A 20,824-nucleotide genomic window follows, 5' to 3' on the forward strand; every position below is an offset into this window, starting at 1 on the left:
TTTAATTAAATTACGAATAGTATAGTATCACTATTAATATGAATAAATAGGCTGATTGTTCATGGCAGTTAAGAAAGCATTGCAACTTTCCTAACGAATAAGTACGACTAAGGACATTGTAGGATTTGCTTATCCTTAATTTCTATGAATCTCAACCATATATTTCTAAATATGTGCGGAGGAAAAAGATGACATCTGAGAAACGATTAATTAGTAAGAATTATTATCAAACATTTATGGAAGGGACTGAAAATGAAAATCCAACCAAGGTTTTAGGCGAATTATTCCATTCGGAGCAACAAAAGGTAGCAGCAGATTTATCGGATCTTCGCTTTGCACAGGGGGAAGTATATTTCCTTAATAAGGATTATGAAGCGGCTATTTTTAAATGGGAAAATGTTAATAACGAGCTAACGCCGTGGGCGCTGAAAAATATAGCAGATGCACATGTCGCACTTGATTTTCTTGAAATTGCGGTGGAATATTACCAGGCAGTAAAAACAGATTCGGTTAATTTAAAGACCGAAGTGCTTCTGCAGCTTTTCTTAGTATATAAACAACGCGGCAAACTAGAAATGGCGGCTAACTCGATTAAACATGCAGTTGAGTTAAACCCTGATTATCCTAATGTAACCGATATGGCAAGAGCATTTTTTGAGGAGCAATCTGACTTTAGCGATGCAGTCGAACTTGCTGTGAGCGAGGCAGTTCGCACGGAGTCCATCTCATGGTTTGAGGTTTTAGAATCCTATATTTTCCAAGGGCATACTGCAGGCATGGCACCAGCGTCTTTTCGTGAGGCATTGATGACCTTGTATTCACTCAATCAATCCCGTTTTGAAAGCCTGCTAGCAGCACTGTGGCGTAGTTATGAACAAAATGAATTATCACTTCAATGGCTGAAGGAGATCAATTATCTTCTTTTAGAAATAAATCCGAGGCCTTCACTTACTTGGAAAAAGCTTACAAAGCTGTATGAAGAAACATATAGGGAATTAATGGATGGCACGATATTAATCGAAGAGCTATCCTCTTATATACCAAATCATTTAACAAACTGGATGAAAATATCTACCGGTCAGGATGCCGTTATTGCTTCATCAGCTGTATTAACGTGGAATGAGCTGTATCCTGTATTGATGGATGAGACAATCGTGACAGACGCAGAACAATTGGTGAGTCATTCTTCTTTTGACAGAATTGAGCACGATGAGGTATTAGGACTTTTTGATTCCATTAGAAAATGGGCAAGCAAGAATGGATTAATATTGAATGAACAGGAAGAATGGCTGATTGACGAGCTTCTCGATTCCAACCATTTTCATCTGATGGTCACTGGAACTGAAGCAGTTGGAAAATCAGAATTAATTAATAAATTGCTAGGGAGAGAGATTGCAAATGAATCTACTCTAGCTACGATTCAATATAAATATGCCGATCAAATGGAGATTCAAGCGATAACAGATCGAGAGGTTCGAAGTGTAGCAGATCTAATTGAACTTGATCAAATGGCAGAAGAGCAGGTACTGATAAACTGTAATATGCCGATACCTTTTTTACGGAATCATATGCTGACGCTTATTGATACTCCTACTATTAATCGGAAAGCGTACAGAAGCTCATTATTTGCCCAACTAAATTTGGCTGACGGTTTATTATTCGTTATGGATGCGAGCTCACCACTGACTTCTCGTGAGATGGAATTAGCTATCACGATTAGGGAGCAAGCACCAGAGTTGCCGATTCATTTTATTCTAAGCGATATGCAGCAAAATGCAAACGATGAGGCAGCGTCAGATTTGTTGGAGAAAACAACATCGTGGATTCAAACGTATTTTCAAAGTTCGAGAGTTTTCACATACCGTCCCATTTCTATGCATAATAGCCAAGCAGAAGAGATTGAGAAGTTTATTCAATCCATGGTGCAGCATTACAACCCAGAAAATGAAATGCCACATAAAATCCTGCATTTTAGCAAGCAATTAATTAAGCTGTTGTTAGTAAAACGAGTAGAAATGGAAAACACGTTGCTGGAAACAATAAAATGGAATGAAGATATGGCAATGAAACTAGATGGTGCAGTTCATCAGTTAAGAGACTTACATGAAGAAAAGGTCCAGGTTATTAAGGAGAATTATCGTACTATTATAGACAAGATGAGGCAGGACCTGCTAGCAAATATTCCAAGTTTGCTTGTATCTTGTGCTAAATTGGTTAAGGAAGATTCAGATTTTGATAACATACATGTTACCCTTAATGATGAGATGAATAAGCAGATTAATGATTATATTGATGATGTAGCCTTGCCGAAGTTAATAACAGCGATTCAGGGATGGCTTGCAACAAGTGAAGTGGAGTTCAACGATAGTGAAGTAGCTTTAGATGAGATGGCAGAGAGTTTAAATCAACTTCATAGTGAAGAACAGATTCGCTTAGATTGTGACTTCAAGGTGTTGGATGATTGGCATCGTGATGTAGACAGAATGACAAGTGGGAGCATCCAGCTAGAAAAAATCAATATCATAAAAAGTTCTCCAGCATCACAGTTTATTATGAAAAACGCCGATAAGCTTTTTGGTGCAATTATTAAAAATAAAGGGATGCTCCAAAATAAATATAAGCAATTTATCCAAACAAAAGATTATAGTAAAACAGCAGAGTCCATTACCAATACGTTCATGCAGCAATTCGAGTATTTCGAAAAAACGTTGGAGCGTGATATCAACATGTTTTTTGCCAACCCGTATGCAGTGTTAAATAAAGCGGAAGAGGATAAACAACATGAGATTAGCGCTAATGAACAATCATTAAACAAGATGCAGGAAAATCCTGAAATTTATACGGATCCGCTGAAGCTTTTTGAATTAAAAACTCGTCAATATGAATGGATGTCTAAAGAGGTACAGGAATATGACTATAGGTAAGTGATGATTTAATAATAGCAATATTAGAAGGCCGTATCGATTTTTCTAGTTTGAAATCGATACGTTTTTTTATATAGCCCTCAGCACCAGAAAGTCGAGCGACCGAAGCTCTGAATCGAGCGACAGCACCAGAAAGTCGAGCGACCGAAGTTCCGAATCGAGCGACAGCACCAGAAAGTCGAGCGATCGAAGCTCCGAATCGAGCGACAGCACCAGAAAGTCGAGCAATCGAAGCTCTGAATCGAGCGAAAGGAATAAGCTGGATGTCCACTAGCTCAACGGTGGTTCAAACATCCTTATTAATATTTTTGTGAAATTAATCACAAGTACTTGTAAATTTTAAATCAAGATGGTATATTAATAATGTAAGTTAAGCAAGTTAATTAAATAATCAATTGTGAAATAATGAGCATATAAATATAATGGAGGATGATGAATAATGAGAGTAGCAGTTATCGGTTGTACACACGCAGGAACAGCAGCGATTAATAATATATTGAGCCTTTACCCAAATGCAGTTATTGATGTTTTTGAAAAAAATGATAATGTTTCTTTCTTATCTTGTGGGATCGCCCTTTATGTTGGCGGCGTAGTTAACGATCCGAATGGACTATTTTATGCTTCTGTAGAGGAATTCGAGAGCCGTGGAGTCCGCATGCATATGAATCATGAAGTGACATCATGCGATATTAATAATAAGCAATTACAAGCAAGAGATATGAAATCGAATGAAACAAAAAACGTCAGCTATGATAAGTTGATTATTACTTCAGGTTCTTGGCCTGTTACACCACCAATTCCAGGTTCAGATTTAGAAAATGTCTTATTATGCAAGAACTTTGCTCATGCCAATGAGATCATTAAACGTTCTGAATCAGTAGAAAATGTAGTCGTCGTTGGAGCAGGGTACATTGGTGTTGAACTAGTGGAAGCCTTTGAGCAAAATGGCAAAAACGTAACATTAATTGATAGTGAGGAAAGAATTTTAAACCGTTATTTGGATAAGACATTCACTGCACCTGTTGAAGCAACCTTTGAACAACGTGGCATTAAATTGGCACTTGGCCAAACTGTTTCACAATTTGAAGGAACAGACACTGTTGAAAAGGTAATCACAGATAAAGGGGAGTATAAGGCTGATTTAGTTGTAATGTGTATTGGATTTAGACCGAATACAGCTCTATTTAAAGGTCAAATCGATATGCTGCAAAATGGAGCAATTATCGTGAATGAATATATGCAAACAAATGTAAAAGATGTGTATGCTGCGGGGGACTGCTGTGCTGTAAATAATAATGCAACAAAACAACCGGCATACATCCCATTAGCAACGAATGCGGTTAGAATGGGTACGCTTGTGGCACATAACCTAGTAAATCCTGTACTTGCACATCCAGGAACACAGGGCACTTCTGGTTTGAAAATTTATCAACATAACATTGGATCAACCGGATTAACAGAAAGTGCTGCAAAACTGGCAGGATTATCTGTAGATAGTGCGTATATAGAGGATAATTATCGTCCAGAATTCATGCCGGAAAATGCGCTGATTCAATTAAAAATCGTTTACGAAATCGAGACACATCGCATTGTTGGTGCCCAAGTAATCTCTGATGCTGACTTTACACAGGCGATTAATACAATCAGCCTAGGTATTGCAAATAATATGACCGTCGAACAACTGGCATTAACCGACTTCTTCTTCCAACCACATTTCAACAAACCAGTAAACTACTTGAACCAAGTAGCACTAGCAGCAATGGCAAAGGAAGCGGAAAAAGCTAAGAAAGCAACAGTGCTTGCCTAAATTGGCTACCTGTCACTTCCTGATTTTTGACATAATATGTAGAAAATAGATAAAGAGAGAGGTACTGCTAACACCTCTTCCCAAAACCACTACTCTTAGGGTAGTGGTTTCTTTCGTTTCAGCTGAAATTCCATTAAAAAAACCTCTCTGGCAAGAACTTGTTTCGGGAATATAAAGTCACTGTAATGGCAATAAAGGAATCTTTCTGCTTCTGGAAGTTTTTAGCCAGTAACCTCACTCTATCCAATTAATTACCCTATACGACACACATTTTTGCAGGTATGATAGTAATGGAGGTTGATAGAATGGATACTATTATTTTTGATGTAGATGATACATTATACGATCAAGCATTATCGTTTAAAAATACGTGCAATAAGGTTTTAAAAGAATCACTAACAGATGATGAACTCAATGCGCTCTATATTGCAAACCGCAAGCATAGTGATGCATTATTTGATGAAAAAGTGGCTGGTAAGCTAACGGAGCGTGAAATGCATATCCGCCGTATAAAAGATGCGTGTGCGGAATTTGGAATCGTAATGAATGACGAGCAGGCAATGGAATTCCAAGAGGCATACGTAGTAGAGCAAAATAAAATTATGTTATTTGATGAAGTAGAAGAGCTGTTGGAAAGACTGCACAACCAAGGGAAGCAGCTCGCTATTTTGACCAATGGAGCTGAAGGACATCAATCGATGAAAATAAACCAACTGAATTTAGAAAGATGGATTCCAAAGGAAAATATTTTTATTTCAGGTGCAGTAGGACATGCAAAACCAGCAATTGAAGTTTTCCAAATTATTGAGAGCAAGCTAGGCCTTGACAGGGAAAAAACAGTCTACGTTGGTGATTCATTTGCTAATGATATCGTTGGAGCTAAGCAAGCTGGTTGGCATGCTGTTTGGATGAATCATCGTAGAAGGGATAGCCTTAATAATACTGTAACGCCGGATAAAGTCGTTTATAGTGCGAGGGAAATGTTGGAGTTTATAGGTGACCTGGACCTGGTGAACGAGCGCTAACCTTTGGGTTAACTGGTCTAAGAGATAGTGAAAAGCAATTAAGATAGTTTTATGGCGGTAAACTTAGAGATAGTAACCGCCATAATAGTTCTATTAGTTTACTTCATAGAAATATATTCTCAAGTATTTTTGCTTATTCTGCTATCTACGATTAGTAGTTTTCAGTTTCCCTTTTACGTTATAGCTTTAAGGTATTACATTTGGTAAATAGATGACTGCACTTACTAAAGCACAGCACATAATAATACTAAAAATATATTTTGGTGCAGCCTGAGCACATGTCCACTGTGCCGATTTGGTTTATAATCCATATCTATGCAACGTTTGGATTATATATTGCATGTCTATTTACAGGATTGATGATGCATGTATTCAGTTTCCTAATCCTATATTTAGGACGGAGCTATGTCAGTTACAGGTGGAAAGTTTCGATGAAGTAATGATTTTCCCAAGCTTTACTTTGCTCATATGTTCGTCCACTGGAAATTGACAGGTTTTAAGTTATTAGAAAAAAGTGATCGTAATATCCTCGTCCATTAGTATGTGATTCTATCGCATTTAATGGATTAGAGGATTTTTTTTATTTATAAAAACGAAGCGTCTGCATTTGAACAATAATAAATCCCTATTTGACATATAGATGTAGTTAGGCAACAAATTATTTTTTTCAAGGGGGAAAAGAGGTTGAAACAAGATAGAATAAATGGAATTCTAATAGGTATTTTATATATCGTAGCAGCTGTCACTTCTATTATAGCGGTTATTTCTTATCAGCCGATATTGTCAGAACAATGGTATCTGTCTGTGGAAAATGGGTTTGAAATGAAGGTTTTGATTGGCGTACTAAATGATCTTTTGCTTGTAGGAGCGGCAGTAGGTACCGCAATCATGCTATTTCCCTATATTCGTCGTTGGAATGAACATATTGCATTAGGGTATCTTTGCTTTCGATTTATGGAAGCCGTATTTATCTCTATAGGATTGATAAGTGTTTTAGGTTTATTGCAGTTAAGTATATATTACGAGGCAGGCAACATAGCGAGTGAAAATCTTCATGCAACTGGTTTAATGCTGCAATCTTTTCATCGGTGGATTATGGTTTTAGGCCCAAATTTGATGTTGGGACTAAATACAATTATGTATAGTTATTTACTTTTTAGAACAGGTATAGTGCCAAAGCCGTTAGCGATATTTGGAATGGTGACAGCCGGTATGGTCTTCATATCTGGTTTATTAGACATGTTTGGTATCATAGACCCCATCTCAATAGTAAAAGGTCTCACTGCATTGCCTGTAGGAGTTTATGAAATGAGTTTGGCAGTCTGGTTAATTGTTAAGGGGTTTGATAAACAAAAGCTTGAAAAATTAAAAGCATAATCCACCCGTCTTCGGTTGAAGCATGTGGCCACGGCCTGCTTCTCACTAATTATTTGTGGGGCAACAATCCTGTCCCATCTTATGGATAGAAGTTAAAACCACTAATAGTTATCATGTATGCGCTTTTATGGTAATATGAAGGTATAAAATTTTAATTTTGCGAAAACAATTTCTCGTTAGATATGTTTAGCTAATTGAATGTAAACAGATGGTCATGTTCAATGAGGCAAGAGAAGATGAATTTGATACTACAGTGTGACATATTTCACAATCTAGGATTGGCTTGTTTGCTAGAATGTAAGCATATTGAAAGTTCTTCAGTAAATGTTAACTTAACAAGTTGCTGCTTAACTAAGGCTGTCACCTAAAGGCTTGGTGACAACCAAGTTTACTAAATAAGTTGGAAGGAGCGATGATCTGTTTGGCTATAATTACAGATAAATTCGGACGCCCACTACAGGACCTGCGTATTTCTGTTATTGACCGTTGTAATTTCAGATGTACCTATTGCATGCCCCAAGAGGTTTTCGGCAGGGATTTTGCATTTATGCCTAAGGATCAACTGCTAAGCTTTGAAGAGATAGAGAGATTAGCAGTTATTTTCGTAGAATTAGGGGTTAAGAAAATTAGATTGACTGGTGGGGAACCTTTGCTTCGAAGAGATTTGCCAGTTTTAATAAAGAAATTATCGAATATTGATGGGTTAGAGGATATTGGTTTAACAACGAATGGCTCCCTTCTTGGTGTGATGGCAGAGAAGTTGAAGAATGCTGGATTAAAACGGGTAAATGTTAGTCTGGATGCGTTAGATGAGGCGACGTTCAAATCAATCAATGATAGTGGCGTCGGACCAGAGCGTATTTTAAAAGGAATAGAAAAGGCTAAAGAAGTTGGACTAGAGGTAAAGGTAAATATGGTCGTAAAAAAGGGAATGAATGACGAGGAAATTGTGCCGATGGCGAAATACTTTAAAGAAAGAGGAGTGACACTAAGGTATATCGAATTTATGGATGTAGGGCAAACAAATGGCTGGGACTTTAGCAAAGTCATCACGAAGAAAGAAATTTTTCAGGAGCTAAGCAAAGCGTTCGAACTAAATCCTGTTGACCCAGCTTATATCGGCGAGGTTGCCAAACGCTATCGCTATGCTGGGACAGATTCTGAGGTCGGATTCATCACGTCTGTTTCCGAATCGTTTTGTTCAACATGTACTAGGGCGAGAATTGCTGCAGATGGAAAAATGTATACTTGTTTGTTTTCGGGGAGTGGATTTGATTTTAGAGAACTGCTTCGTTCTGAAAAAACGGATGATGATATAAAGTCCTCTATTGTAAAACTTTGGAATAACCGTAATGACCGCTATTCGGATGAGCGTACGGAGGAATCGGCTAAAAATAAAAAGAAGATAGAAATGTCCTATATTGGCGGGTGAAAAGACGCAATCTTCAATTAGAAAGGAATCAGAATGATGGCAGATAGATATTCCCGGCAGAAGTTATTTAAACCAATTGGTGTGAATGGTCAAGAGAAGATTGGCGAGAAGCATATACTCATTCTCGGATGTGGTGCACTAGGAACGGCTAATGCTGAGAATCTAGTGCGTGCTGGGATCGGTAAGCTGACGATCATTGATCGTGATTATGTAGAATTTAGTAATTTGCACAGGCAGCATTTGTTTACGGAACAGGATGCGATTGATCAGGTTCCTAAAGTAATCGCAGCTAAGTCGAAGCTAGAGGAGATTAATTCCGATGCCCGTATTGAAGCACATATTCTCGATGCAACTGCTGTCTCATTAAGACCGCATTTAAAAGAGGTTGATCTAGTCATTGATGCGACAGATAATTTTGATACTCGCTTCATGTTGAATGATCTGCTTCAGCAGCTTAATATTCCATGGATATATGGCTCCTGTGTTGGCAGCACTGGGATGAGTTATACGATATTGCCAAAGCAAACGCCTTGCTTACATTGTTTATTGGATGCAGCACCACCGAATGGGGCAACATGTGATTCGGTTGGGATTATCTCTCCTGCAGTACAAATGGTAGTCGCTCACCAGACGACTGAAGCGATGAAGCTTTTAATTGAAGATCGCGATTCTTTAAGAGCAACGCTCGTCACATTTGATCTTTGGAAAAACCATTATCAGACGGTAAACGTGGACAAAGCGAAGGACAGTGCTTGCCCTTCATGTGGAATGCATGCGACTTACCCATATTTAGATTACGGAGCGACAACAAAAACGGAAATACTTTGTGGGAGGAATACGGTCCAAATCCGTGCGAGTCGGGAAATCCATTTAGCAGAACTTGCGAACCATCTAAAAAAAGTCGGTGAAGTGAAAGGCAATGGATTTTTACTTTCGATGGATTACCAGTCTTATCGAGTCGTTTTCTTCCAGGACGGCAGAACGCTGATTCATGGAACCGATTCGATTGAAAAGGCAAAAAAAATCTATTATCAACTAGTAGGATGAAGGTGAAGCATCATGGTGGTAAGAAGAAGACCGATAAAAGTAAATGAAGCAATTTCACGCGTAATGGCGTTCGCCAAAGCAGGACCTGTAGAGCATGTTCCAATCGAACAGAGCTATGGACGTTTTCTTGGTGAGGATCTAATTGCAGATCATCATGTTCCACCATTTGACAGGTCTCCATATGATGGGTTTGCCATTCGCTCAATAGACACAGCAGAAGGGTCAAGAACAAATCCGATAGTTTTGCAAGTAGTTGGAGAAATTGGGGCGGGCAGTGTTTTTTCAGAGACGGTCTTGGAAAACCAAGCGGTCCGAATTATGACAGGTGCGCAAATTCCTGATGGCTGTGATGCAGTTGTGATGCTTGAAGTAGTGAAGGAAGTAATGATCGATAACAAGCCACACATTGTACTAAAACGTAAGGTGAAGGAAAATGATAATATTTCCTTTGCTGGTGAAGATACGAAAAAGGGAACGATAATAACGAAAAAAGGCACTTATATTAATCCTGGTGTTGTTGCAGTTCTTGCGACATTCGGTTATAAGTATGTTCCTGTTAGTGTGAAGCCGAAAGTTGGCATTATTGCTACAGGAAGTGAGCTGCTTGAAGTTGATGAACCTTTACAGCCAGGAAAAATTAGAAATAGTAATGCATACATGATTTATTCACAAGTGGTGAGAGCAGGTGCCGTGCCAATTTATTTTGGGCAATTTTGTGATGATCTCGATACATGCTTTGATCAAGTGCAGGATGCATTAGAAAAAGTTGACATATTAATTACAACGGGAGGAGTTTCTGTTGGCGATTATGATTTTCTGCCTGCGATTTATGAGAAATTAGCAGCGAATGTGCTGTTTAATAAAATCGCAATGCGTCCAGGAAGTGTCACTACCGTTGCGGAAAAGGCTGGCAAGCTATTATTCGGTCTGTCAGGTAATCCATCTGCATGTTACGTTGGCTTCGAACTGTATACGAGGCCAATCATTCGCCAGTACATAAATGCATTTCATCCTTTCTTGAAAAAGGAAAAGGCGATTCTAGGCAAGGATTTTGCCAAAGCGAATCCATTTGATCGTTTTGTAAGGGGGCGCCTATCCTTCCAAGATGGCAAGCTAATTGCAACACCTGTTGGCTTAGATAAATCCAACGTCGTATCCTCCTTAGCGGAAGCGAATGTTCTTATCGTCTTGCCTGGTGGTACGAGAGGGTATAAGCAAGGGATGGAAGTTGCGATTCTTCTATTAGAGGATCAAGAGGGGACAACACTAGATGCCTTTGTCAATACGGAGATTAATTCACGAAGGAGTAGCAGACATGTCGAATAATCTATTTGAAATTGTTGAAGAGCCGATTGAAATTAACGCTATCATTAAAAAGGTCGAACGAAGAGAAGCAGGCGCAATCACAACATTTATTGGCACGGTCAGAGAGTGGACGAGGGGTAAGCAAACGATATATTTAGAGTATCAAGCATATATTCCGATGGCCGTTAAGATGCTTGCCAAAATAGGCGAAGAAATTGGTGAGAAATGGCCAGATACAAAAATCGGCATAACGCACAGAATTGGTCGGTTGGATATATCGGAGATTGCTGTTGCCATCGCCGTATCCTCTCCACATCGCAAGGCGGCGTACGAGGCCAATGAATATGCAATCGAACGAATAAAACAAATTGTCCCAATTTGGAAAAAGGAACATTGGAGTGACGGGGAAACATGGATTGGCGATCAATTAGAAAATGTGCCTTATGAATCAGGCAGACCAAATGTAAAGGATGTTGAATGATGATAACGATTTTATTATTTGCTCATCTGCAGGAAACTGTTGGGAAAGATCGAATCGAATTACCAATCGAGCAATTGACGGTGATGGAATTAAAAACAGCATTAAAGCAAACCTACCCATTACTAGAACTCGATCATGTCATGACAGCAGTAAATGAAGAATTTGCAAGGGATAACAGTAAAGTTACAGCAGGGGATATAGTCGCTTTCATTCCGCCAGTTAGTGGTGGATAAAAAGTTGATATTCAAAAACTTATCGAGGAGTGGGGACCAATAGTCCAATTCGTTCAAAGGAATTAAAAGAACCCTCCAACCCTCCACTACTTCTAAAGGGGAACGAATAGGAGTTATGCAAATGGAAGTTATCCAAATTATTGGTTACAAGAATAGTGGGAAAACGACGACAGCTAGTAAGCTAATTGAAGTATTATCACAACAGGGAATTCAAGTTGCGTCCCTTAAGCATCATGGACACGGCGGCAAACCATTAGGGATAGAAAATACTGACAGTTTTAAACATCACAAGGCTGGAGCAATTGTATCAGGAGTTGAGGGAGAAGGGATGTTTCAATTAACGAACCATCATAGCTGGAACTTGGAGCAAATGCTTGCCATTTACGAAATACTGAATATAGATGTATTGGTTATAGAAGGATTTAAACAGAGTAAATATAAGAAGGTGGTATTAATAAACAAGGAAGAGGACCTTATACTTTTAGAAGAGGCAACGAACATTGTTGCAGTGATAACTTCCTTACCTTTAGAGTCTTCTTTCTATCCGATATTTAAACGAACACATTTACGACGATTTTGTGATTGGATGTACCAAACATACATAGCTAAAGGAATTGATTAATATCGTGGGCAACTGATCCTTTATGGAAAAGGTAGGTATCCTATTCGATTTTTCAATTCGTTCCGATTTCATTTAAAAATTTTTTAAGACTAGCTGAAATTAAGGCATTATGAGATTTAGAGTTTAACAATAAGCTTGTATGCAATTTCTTCATCACCTAAAACGCACTTCATCATTACAATTAGATGAACACAGTCAAGTAAAATAGGAAATTGTGAATTTTTTAGTAGTTAAGAAAGTATAGCAATATCTTACTGCATAAGTGGGGCCTACAAGATGTTGGCCACTTCGGTATTGCGGCAAAGGTTTTCGGCTGGGGCGAGTAATCGCAGTCCCAGGACGTCGCGTTTTTAACCGAACTTCCCCTTTAGTCTATCAACGAAAGACTTGGTCAAACCTTAGTTTTCTAACAAAGGAAGGGGGCATGGAAGTGGAGTATATCGGTGTCATTCTAGCAGGGGGCCAATCAAGGAGATTTGGTTCGCCAAAAGCTTTTGCCAAAAAGGATGGGAACTTCTTTTATACGTATTCAGCTAAGGCGCTTGAGGCCTACACTTCGAAGCTTGTCCTTGTCACGAACCAGGAGCTTGCACCTGTATTTTCACAAGAGGGATTTACTGGAGAGATAATAAATGATATCAAGGAATACGAGGGACAGGGTCCACTTGCTGGTATATATTCGGCAATGGAAAAATATCCGGCTGACTGGTATATTGTCAGTCCAATTGATGTTCCGTTTATCGATCAGGCGGTTATCAAGTTGCTGCTCTCGAATATTAAGCCAAACATAGAAGCAATTATTCCGGTTGTTGCCGGCAAAAAACAACCACTCATTGCCCTCTATCATCACGATGTAAAAATTTTAATCAAACGTAAGTTAGATCGTGGGTTACGTTCGATAGAGATGGTGTTAGCAGATCTAAATGTACATTATATTTCCATAGCGGACGAACAGCCCTTTATAAATGTTAATTCAAAAGTAGATTACGAGAAATACATAGAGTGAGACCTTATTCTGATTAGTTAATGCGGATGGAATAGTGGGTTAATGGAGGAATAACGATGGCAAACGAACATCATAAATATAATGCTATGAATGTATCATGTGCAGTCGTAACAGTGAGTGATACACGGAATGAAGAAACAGATAAAAGTGGGAAATTAATGAAAGCTTTACTTGCGGAATCAGGACATGAAATAAATTACTATATTATTACTCCTGATGACAGGGATACGATTACAAAGACAATTGAGCATGCAATCCAGCGTGAAGATATTGATGCAGTGCTTGTAAATGGTGGCACTGGAATCTCCGGGCGTGATGTGACAATCGAAGCGATTCAACCATTGCTGGATAAGGAATTGCCAGGCTATGGAGAATTATTTCGCTATTTGAGCTATCAATTCGATATTGGAACAGCAAGTATGTTATCAAGAGCAATCGCTGGCGTTGTGAATAATCGCATCCTCTTTGCAACACCAGGTTCAACAGGTGCGGTAAAACTAGCTATGGAGAAACTGATTCTGCCTGAGCTAGTACATGCTGTAAAGGAAATTACGAAAGATCTTCAAAAGTGAAGGAGCAAAATCAATGAACCGACTACTACTCTCTATGGTAATTCTTATCTTATTTGTCGCTGGCTGCGGACAAGCATCAGGGTCTAGCAATGTGACAGAAGAAACAGAGCTTACAATTTCGGCTGCTGCCAGTATGATGGCCAGTTTAAACGAAATAACAGAGGTATTTGAAGAAGAAAATCCAGATATTAAGATCACTTATAATTTCGGCGGTTCTGGTACACTTCGCAAGCAAATTGAACAAGGTGCACCAATCGATCTCTTCTTTTCTGCCTCTAAAAAGGATTATCAGCTTTTAGAGGAAGGCGGGTTTGTTAATGATGGCTCCGCTATTTTTCGCAATAAATTAGTCTTCCTTCAGCAAGAGGATGGAACAATGAAATCATTGGAGGATTTTATCAATTCAGATGGGAAAATAGCGATTGGCACACCTGAGGCAGTACCTGCTGGAACGTATGCTGAGCAAGCATTGGAGAAACTTGGAGTATGGGAACAGCTTCAAGGCCGCATCGTCTTTACAAAGGATGTAAGGCAGGTGCTGAACGCTGTCAAAGAAGGTGGCGTTGATCTGGGGTTGGTTTACAGCAGTGATTTGTACGGAGAAGAGAATGTAGAAATCGCCTGGGAGGTTGACCATAGTCTCCATGAGAAAATCGAATACTTTGTCGCATCCCTCAAAAATGACCAGAAACAGGAAGATGATGTAAAAGCAGAAGCAGTGGAGCGTTTCTATCAATATGTGCAAAAAGAAGACAGTATGAAAGTATTCGCGAAATATGGATTTGATACGAAAGCGCCGGTGAATCAGTGATGGAATGGTCATGGCATCCAGTACAGCTCTCACTATATGTCGCAACAATTGCAACCTGTATCACGTTTATCTTAGCAATCCTCGCTGCCTATTGGATTGCAGGCGGAAGGGCAAAAGGAAGGGCAATTATTGAAACGATCTTCTTTTTGCCCCTTGTTTTACCGCCAACGGTAATTGGCTTTATGCTAATCATTATTTTCGGGAATAACAGTCCAGTAGGAAGAGCAATCGAAGCAATGGCCGGGAGCAGTATTTTATTTACTGTTCCTGCAGCAATTATCGCTGCAGCTATCGTCGCCTTTCCACTTATGTATCAATCAATCAAAACAGGCTTTCTCTCGGTTGATTCAAATATCATCGGTGCAGCAAAAGTAGATGGCGCATCCAGGTGGAAATTGCTTCTCCTGATGATTGTCCCGTTATCGTATCGTTCGATTTTGGCAGGAGTCATCCTCGGGTTTACCCGAAGCATCGGCGAATTCGGTGCAACCCTTATGTTTGCTGGCAACATCCCAGGCCATACCCAAACAATTCCCACCGCAATTTATTTAGCAATCGAATCGGGGAGAACGGATGTCGCCTGGTATTATGTATTAATTAGTATCAGCTTTTCTTTCATCCTTCTATTATTTATTAATAGGACAAGAGGATGATAGTTGATTTGATAGGGAGCCGCACCCGAGCAAGTCTGTGAAGAAATCGAGCGTAAAGAGCACCTAACCGAGCGGAGCCCAGGCCAAATCGAGCGACTCCGGGTTGAATCGAGCGTCCCTGCGCACAAATCGAGCGAACCACACACAAAATCGCTGGGCTTCCATCATATTAATCTTTCCTAATATAATCTCCGTTCTTGCCACCGCTCTTTTCCTGTAAGTAGGTTGGTCCGATGATCATTGCTTTGTCGACGGCCTTACACATATCATATACAGTTAATGCTGCAATTGAGGCTGCAGTTAGCGCTTCCATTTCTACCCCAGTAGACCCTACGGTTTGCACTTCTGCAGCGATTAATAATTCATACTGCTCGTTTTCACTGATTTTCCATTCAAAGGATAGATTTACGCCACCTAGCAGGATGGGATGACACATTGGGATGACCGCTGGTGTCTGCTTTGCGCCCATAATCCCTGCGACTTGTGCAACAGCAAGCACATCTCCCTTTTTATTCTGATGTTGTGTAATATTTTCATAGACATGTTTACTCATTTGCACACTGGAATGGGCGATTGCTTTACGAGCAGTTTCCGTTTTCTCTGTAATATCAACCATCTTAGCTCTTGCCTGTTCATTAAAATGCGTGAATTCTGTCAAATTGATCACCTTTCTTTATTAGAATAGGGCTTGATAACATTAATTATAGAGGTATTCGTAGTGCCTGTCACTTCCCGGATTCTGTCAATATGTCGAACTTTATTGGCTCACTTTAAAATAGAGACTTTCTTAAAGGATGGTGAATCCACTGTAAAATTTCACTTCTCTCCATTTCATCTCATCTCTTCTTCATCAAGCAATAATTCCCAGGAATCAGCATAAGCATCTTTTGTGAAGAGAAATTGAATAATCTTTTATTATTAATCGCAAGTAATAATGCTTGATTTGACGCAAGTAGCAGGGGAAATCCACAAAAGATAAAATAGTCAAAAAATATTTCGAGTGTTGCTTATAGAGGAACAGTAACCTTCTCCTAGAAGGAATTTAAGAGATATAATGAACACAAGCCATAACATTTAATGTTTTTACGCATTGTTGGAAGCGCTAACAAAAGAGAGATTTCGTTTTAATAAGAAATTGCAGTCTAAGAGTAAAAGCGCAAGATCCTTTTGAGCAATGCAGTAATATCACGGAATTTATTTTTGTCTCTAATTATTCAATTATTTTACCACTGCTTAAGAAGATGGAATTAAAGGGGGAGAAGGCAATGCATGTGACAACAAATGCTGAAAAATTGATTGAAAAAACAAAATTGAATAAATTCCATTGGATGTTACTTTTTTGGGGTGCACTATTAATGCTGTTTGATGGTTTTGATTTAACTATCTATGGCGCAGTAGTTCCAACTCTAATGGATGAATGGGGAATTTCTGCTGTTCAGGCAGGAAGGTATGGAAGTTATGCCTTATTTGGAATGATGTTTGGGGCGTTAATTTTTGGAACGTTGGCAGATAAATTAGGCAGAAAAAAGATTATCTTGATTTGTGTTGCGATTTTCAGTCTATTTATGCTTCTTGCTGGATTAGCTCCGAGTCCCGAAATTTTTGGGCTGTTCCGATTCATTACTGGTTTAGGACTAGGTGGAATGATGCCAAATGTTATTGGGCTAATTAGCGAATATTCTCCAGAAGGAATGCGCAGCCGAATGATCGCTACGATTATGGCCGGATATTCCATCGGTGGGGTTATTGCTGCTTTTCTAAGTATGCTTCTAATCTCTAATTTTGGTTGGGAGTCAGTATTCTTCTTTGGTGCCATTCCTTTATTATTCTTGCCATTCTTAGCGAAAGTATTACCAGACTCAGTTGGATCTCTGGTTAATAAAAATGATCAAAAAGGGATACAAAAGATTCTTGTAAAAGCCAATCCAACGTATACACCTTCTGAAAATGAAACATTTGTTTTGAATAAACCTAAAGAAACTTCATCTCCAGTTAAAAATCTATTTACTGAAAAAAGAGGCCTATTAACTGTAATGATCTGGTTAACGTACTTTATGTCACTGCTGATGATTTATGGATTGAATACATGGCTGCCTAAATTCATGACCGAAGCCGGTTTCCCTCTTGGTTCAAGTTTAAGTTTCCTTCTAGCATTGAATGTTGGAGCAACAATCGGTGCAATTCTAATGGGATGGTTAGCAGACCGTTGGGGTGTTGGTAGAGCGCTTATTCTGTTCTTTTTGCTTGCCACTGTTTCGATTACGAGCCTTGGATTTGCAACAAATATGATATTGTTGTATGTAATGCTAGCGATTGCAGGAGCGGCAACAGTAGGAACACAAAACCTTACACACTCCTATACTTCTCAATTCTATCCGATCACGATGCGCTCAACGGCATTAGGATGGGCATTAGCAGTTGGACGGATTGGTGGAATACTTGGACCAACGATTGGCGGTATTTTACTTGCTTCAAACTTAACGTTACAGCTAAACTTTTTTATCTTTGCCATTCCAGGAGTCATTGCGGCATTTGCTGTATTCTTAGCCAATCAACAAGGTCGAAAAGTAATTACGGACGAGCCGAAATTGGAAAAGGTTGCTACATGATTTTAAATTACATCATATGAAAAGGGGTATTATAATGGAAAATATTACAATACTTGGAGCAGGAATTATGGGACATGGTGCAGCTCAATTATTTGCTCAAGCTGGAAAGAATGTACGCATTCGAGCGAGGCGTGAGACATCTCTGGAGGAAGCCCGAGAACTAATTACAAACAGCTTGAAAATTATGGTTGATAAAGCAATGCTAACTGAAATTGAAATGGAACAGGTATTATCCCGTATCACATATACGACAGATTTGCATGAAGCTATTCAGGATGCTGACTTCATACTTGAATCAATTCCAGAAGTACTTGAACAAAAACTAGATACTTATGACATTATTGAAGGCGCTGTCTCAGAGAAAACGATTATTTCATCTAATACTTCTACGTTTCAGTTGAAAGAGCTAACGCAAAGGGCGAAGCATCCTGAGAGATTTATCATTACACACTTTTTTAACCCACCACAGCTTGTTCCAATTGTGGAAATTGTTAAATTCGAGAAGACCGATGAAAGCATTGTAAACATAACCTATGATTTAATGAAGGAAATTGGAAAATCTCCAGTAGTTCTAAAAAAAGAGATTACAGGCTTTATCGTCAACCGTGTTCAAGTAGCGATGCTCCGCGAAGCGTTTCATTTAATTGAAACAGGAGTAGCTACCGCAGAGGATATCGATATCGCTATGAAAGGAAGCATGGGCTTTAAATGGGCCTTCTGCGGTCCAATGGAAAGTCAGGATTTAGCCGGTTTGCAAACAACTCAAGCAATGGTAGGAAATATAATGCAAGATCTTTCAAATACTAGAGAAGTTCCATCTTTCTTATCGGAAATGGTGGAAAATGATCAACTAGGCATTCGAACAAATCAAGGTTTTTACAAATATGATGATAATGGTGAAAAAGCTATCCATACAAGAGATGATCATTTCCTAGATCTTCTAAAGTTACAAAATAGTAAAGTGAGTAAGGACACTGTTTCATCTTCAAAATGATAAGTGACGATGAAGTTGGCTATACCATTAATCAAAAGGTTGAGTTAGGGGTTCATTAAAATTGACCAATAAAAAAGTCGTCTGAAATTTTCAGACGGCTTTTAATTCTTAAATGACAGGAACTATCACTAATTTTTTTATAATTACTAATATATGATAAGATAAATTTGTGAAAGATTGTACTTAAAGGGGCAAGTAAGTTTTAAAAGAAGTATTAATACAAGGTGGAAAGCTTTAGACTATAAATAAGTGAATTATCCTGAGGGTAGGGTTGAGCGTGTATAAAAAAATAAGTAATATAGATTTTACATATTTTATTGGTCAGAAGGTAACTGAGGTAAATACAGAAAAGAACTTACCTTTGGGAGTGGCTTTTGAAACGGCTGGTTTAATCATTGAATGTCCATGGAGATTACAAGCCTCTAATGAAGTATTAATAGGTTATTCAGACTGTATCCAAAAACCTGATGGATATTCGCATAAAAATGTGGAAAAGATTTTATTAGGTAGAAGAATAATAAATATCATACATTTTGAAGGAATCTCTGATTTAGTTGTGGAATTTGAAGGAAGCATTTATCTTGAGTTGTTTCACGACAGTAATTATTTCGAGGGTTGGCAGTTAAGAGGAGACAACGGGTTTTATTTATTTACTTTACCAGGAGGTACATACTCAGATTAGTAGGTATAACCCTTCTGCTCAATTAAATGATTCTAAATCTATAATCCATTTCTCTTACAGTTTTTTGTAGGGATTTCTACTCCATACATTCTGTAATATCCTGTATACCTCTATTTATCATAAAGCCTTGCAGTTTCTAAAGAAATATGCAACCATTTACATATTAAACAACAGGATGGTGCTTCGTATGGTTGGCATGGGCTATAGGACGATGAAAACTGCTGTAGGAGCGGGGCTGGCAATTTGGATTGCGAGTTTACTCGATTTGGAATTTGCAACATTTGCAGCCATCATCGTCATTATGTGTATCGAGAAGACAAAGAAAAAGACTTTAAATACAATACAAAAAAAGTTCTTTGCATCTCTATTATCCTTGATTATTGGTGCAGTGTTTTTTGAAGTATTTGGTTATAATCCAATTGTCTTTTCCTTCTTTATTTTATTTTTTGTTCCTATCCTTGTGAAAGCCCGTATACAAGCTGGTTTTGTCACAAGTATGGTAGTCGTTTTACATATTTATACAGTGAAGGATGCCAACTTGGATATCTTTCTGAACGAGCTCTATATTATTTTCATTGGCATGGGAATTGCCTTGCTTGTTAACAGCTTTATGCCAAATCTCAAGAGGGATATAGATACTTATAAGAAAAAAATTGAACAAAAGTTTGCTGTGATTCTTTATGAATTCTCTGCATATTTAAGGGATAGTGAGCGAAAATGGAATGGGAAGGAAATTATTGAAGCAGAAGAAATCATTAATCAAGCAAAAAGCATAGCTATTCAAGATGTAGAAAATCATCTTTTAAGAAAGCTAAATAAAGATTATTACTATCTGGAAATGCGTGAGGATCAGCTGATACTCCTAAAACACATGATAAAAATTGTTGCTATTGTCTCTTCTTCGGACCTGCATGTAAAACAGAAAGAAATGTTTGCAGAATTCCTTGCTTATTTAAGCCAAAACGTTCATTCAGGAGATACAACGGACAGCATGCTGCATAAGTTAGAGGAGTGTATGGCATCCATCCGCGAAACAGAGCTGCCAAAGACAAGGGAAGAATTCGAAATAAGGGCGAATCTATTTTACTTAATTTTTGAAATAGAAAACTACTTAAACATTAAGAAGAAACTCTTTGCAAGAACGAGTTAAGTTGATGCCTGGCACCCCTGGGTCTTTGTATAAATATGTCGGAAGACTGGTGTTCCGTTTATTACCTTTTAGGTATTTCCAGTTAATAAAATCA

The 20,824-nt window shown here is 38.5% G+C and carries 21 protein-coding genes; 19 read left to right on the forward strand and 2 right to left on the reverse strand.

All coding sequences use genetic code 11. The features are described from left to right. Positions 1 to 188: 188 nt before the first annotated feature. Positions 189 to 2,924, forward strand: coding sequence for a GTPase domain-containing protein (locus CWR45_RS16605; protein WP_115750962.1), 2,736 nt, complete (start codon positions 189 to 191; stop codon positions 2,922 to 2,924). Here CWR45_RS16605 and CWR45_RS16610 read toward each other — a convergent pair. After that, complete coding sequence (locus CWR45_RS16610; RefSeq protein WP_115750963.1) at positions 2,893 to 3,195, reverse strand: hypothetical protein; 303 nt, start codon at positions 3,193 to 3,195, stop codon at positions 2,893 to 2,895. The genes CWR45_RS16605 and CWR45_RS16610 overlap by 32 nt on opposite strands. A 168-nt stretch (positions 3,196 to 3,363) precedes the next feature. Between CWR45_RS16610 and CWR45_RS16615 the strand changes: the two genes are divergently transcribed. The 14 genes from CWR45_RS16615 (at position 3,364) to modB (ending at position 15,295) form a co-directional block, all read left to right on the forward strand. Further along, entirely contained in the window at positions 3,364 to 4,731 is a 1,368-nt protein-coding gene (locus CWR45_RS16615) for an FAD-dependent oxidoreductase (protein WP_115750964.1), read from the forward strand. Positions 4,732 to 5,036: 305 nt separating this feature from the next. Continuing rightward, on the forward strand, positions 5,037 to 5,756 hold the full coding sequence (locus tag CWR45_RS16620; protein ID WP_115750965.1) for an HAD family hydrolase: 720 nt from the start codon (positions 5,037 to 5,039) through the stop codon (positions 5,754 to 5,756). Positions 5,757 to 6,034: 278 nt separating this feature from the next. Then, positions 6,035 to 6,196 (forward strand): respiratory nitrate reductase subunit gamma, encoded by a 162-nt coding sequence (locus CWR45_RS20530; protein ID WP_115750966.1) that lies wholly within the window; start codon positions 6,035 to 6,037, stop codon positions 6,194 to 6,196. Positions 6,197 to 6,440: 244 nt separating this feature from the next. Beyond that, positions 6,441 to 7,133 (forward strand): DUF4386 domain-containing protein, encoded by a 693-nt coding sequence (locus CWR45_RS16630; RefSeq protein WP_115750967.1) that lies wholly within the window; start codon positions 6,441 to 6,443, stop codon positions 7,131 to 7,133. A gap of 412 nt (positions 7,134 to 7,545) precedes the next feature. After that, positions 7,546 to 8,565 carry a GTP 3',8-cyclase MoaA gene (gene moaA, locus CWR45_RS16635; protein ID WP_211315984.1) on the forward strand — a complete coding sequence of 340 codons (1,020 nt, stop codon included), beginning with the start codon at positions 7,546 to 7,548 and terminating at the stop codon, positions 8,563 to 8,565. A 36-nt stretch (positions 8,566 to 8,601) separates the two neighbouring features. Beyond that, positions 8,602 to 9,612: a MoeB/ThiF family adenylyltransferase gene (locus tag CWR45_RS16640; protein WP_115750968.1), complete on the forward strand. Its 1,011-nt coding sequence runs from the start codon at positions 8,602 to 8,604 to the stop codon at positions 9,610 to 9,612. A 12-nt stretch (positions 9,613 to 9,624) separates the two neighbouring features. Then, entirely contained in the window at positions 9,625 to 10,938 is a 1,314-nt protein-coding gene (locus CWR45_RS16645; RefSeq protein WP_115750969.1) for a molybdopterin molybdotransferase MoeA, read from the forward strand. Beyond that, positions 10,928 to 11,398, forward strand: a complete 471-nt coding sequence (locus CWR45_RS16650; protein ID WP_115750970.1) for a molybdenum cofactor biosynthesis protein MoaE — start codon at positions 10,928 to 10,930, stop codon at positions 11,396 to 11,398. The genes CWR45_RS16645 and CWR45_RS16650 overlap by 11 nt, the downstream gene beginning before the upstream one ends. Further along, positions 11,398 to 11,631: a molybdopterin converting factor subunit 1 gene (gene moaD / locus CWR45_RS16655; RefSeq protein ID WP_115750971.1), complete on the forward strand. Its 234-nt coding sequence runs from the start codon at positions 11,398 to 11,400 to the stop codon at positions 11,629 to 11,631. Before CWR45_RS16650 ends, moaD begins: the two co-directional genes overlap by 1 nt. A 121-nt stretch (positions 11,632 to 11,752) precedes the next feature. Beyond that, positions 11,753 to 12,253, forward strand: coding sequence for a molybdopterin-guanine dinucleotide biosynthesis protein B (gene mobB, locus CWR45_RS16660; protein WP_170138891.1), 501 nt, complete (start codon positions 11,753 to 11,755; stop codon positions 12,251 to 12,253). Positions 12,254 to 12,683: 430 nt separating this feature from the next. Next, complete coding sequence (mobA, locus tag CWR45_RS16665) at positions 12,684 to 13,259, forward strand: molybdenum cofactor guanylyltransferase (RefSeq protein WP_170138892.1); 576 nt, start codon at positions 12,684 to 12,686, stop codon at positions 13,257 to 13,259. Between the two features lie 56 nt (positions 13,260 to 13,315). After that, the gene (locus CWR45_RS16670) at positions 13,316 to 13,831 is read left to right on the forward strand and encodes a MogA/MoaB family molybdenum cofactor biosynthesis protein (RefSeq protein ID WP_211315985.1); all 516 of its coding nucleotides are present in this window, start codon (positions 13,316 to 13,318) and stop codon (positions 13,829 to 13,831) included. A gap of 13 nt (positions 13,832 to 13,844) precedes the next feature. Next, positions 13,845 to 14,642 (forward strand): molybdate ABC transporter substrate-binding protein, encoded by a 798-nt coding sequence (modA, locus tag CWR45_RS16675; RefSeq protein ID WP_115750975.1) that lies wholly within the window; start codon positions 13,845 to 13,847, stop codon positions 14,640 to 14,642. Then, positions 14,642 to 15,295, forward strand: coding sequence for a molybdate ABC transporter permease subunit (gene modB, locus CWR45_RS16680; protein ID WP_115750976.1), 654 nt, complete (start codon positions 14,642 to 14,644; stop codon positions 15,293 to 15,295). The genes modA and modB overlap by 1 nt, the downstream gene beginning before the upstream one ends. A gap of 169 nt (positions 15,296 to 15,464) precedes the next feature. Here the strand turns inward: modB and moaC are convergent, their stop codons facing one another. Then, entirely contained in the window at positions 15,465 to 15,953 is a 489-nt protein-coding gene (gene moaC, locus CWR45_RS16685; RefSeq protein ID WP_115750977.1) for a cyclic pyranopterin monophosphate synthase MoaC, read from the reverse strand. 607 nt (positions 15,954 to 16,560) lie between these two features. Here moaC and CWR45_RS16690 point away from each other — a divergent pair. The 4 genes from CWR45_RS16690 to CWR45_RS16705 all read left to right on the forward strand — a co-directional run bounded on the left by CWR45_RS16690 (position 16,561) and on the right by CWR45_RS16705 (position 20,730). Further along, positions 16,561 to 17,904, forward strand: coding sequence for an MFS transporter (locus CWR45_RS16690; protein ID WP_115750978.1), 1,344 nt, complete (start codon positions 16,561 to 16,563; stop codon positions 17,902 to 17,904). A gap of 34 nt (positions 17,905 to 17,938) precedes the next feature. Beyond that, positions 17,939 to 18,898, forward strand: coding sequence for a 3-hydroxyacyl-CoA dehydrogenase family protein (locus CWR45_RS16695; protein WP_170138893.1), 960 nt, complete (start codon positions 17,939 to 17,941; stop codon positions 18,896 to 18,898). Positions 18,899 to 19,175: 277 nt separating this feature from the next. Further along, positions 19,176 to 19,580, forward strand: coding sequence for a hypothetical protein (locus CWR45_RS16700; protein WP_245975445.1), 405 nt, complete (start codon positions 19,176 to 19,178; stop codon positions 19,578 to 19,580). A 196-nt stretch (positions 19,581 to 19,776) separates the two neighbouring features. Then, positions 19,777 to 20,730 carry an aromatic acid exporter family protein gene (locus CWR45_RS16705; RefSeq protein ID WP_281271873.1) on the forward strand — a complete coding sequence of 318 codons (954 nt, stop codon included), beginning with the start codon at positions 19,777 to 19,779 and terminating at the stop codon, positions 20,728 to 20,730. Positions 20,731 to 20,824: the final 94 nt, after the last annotated feature.

This window comes from Oceanobacillus chungangensis (assembly GCF_003369565.1).
GTDB lineage: Bacteria > Bacillota > Bacilli > Bacillales > Amphibacillaceae > Oceanobacillus > Oceanobacillus chungangensis.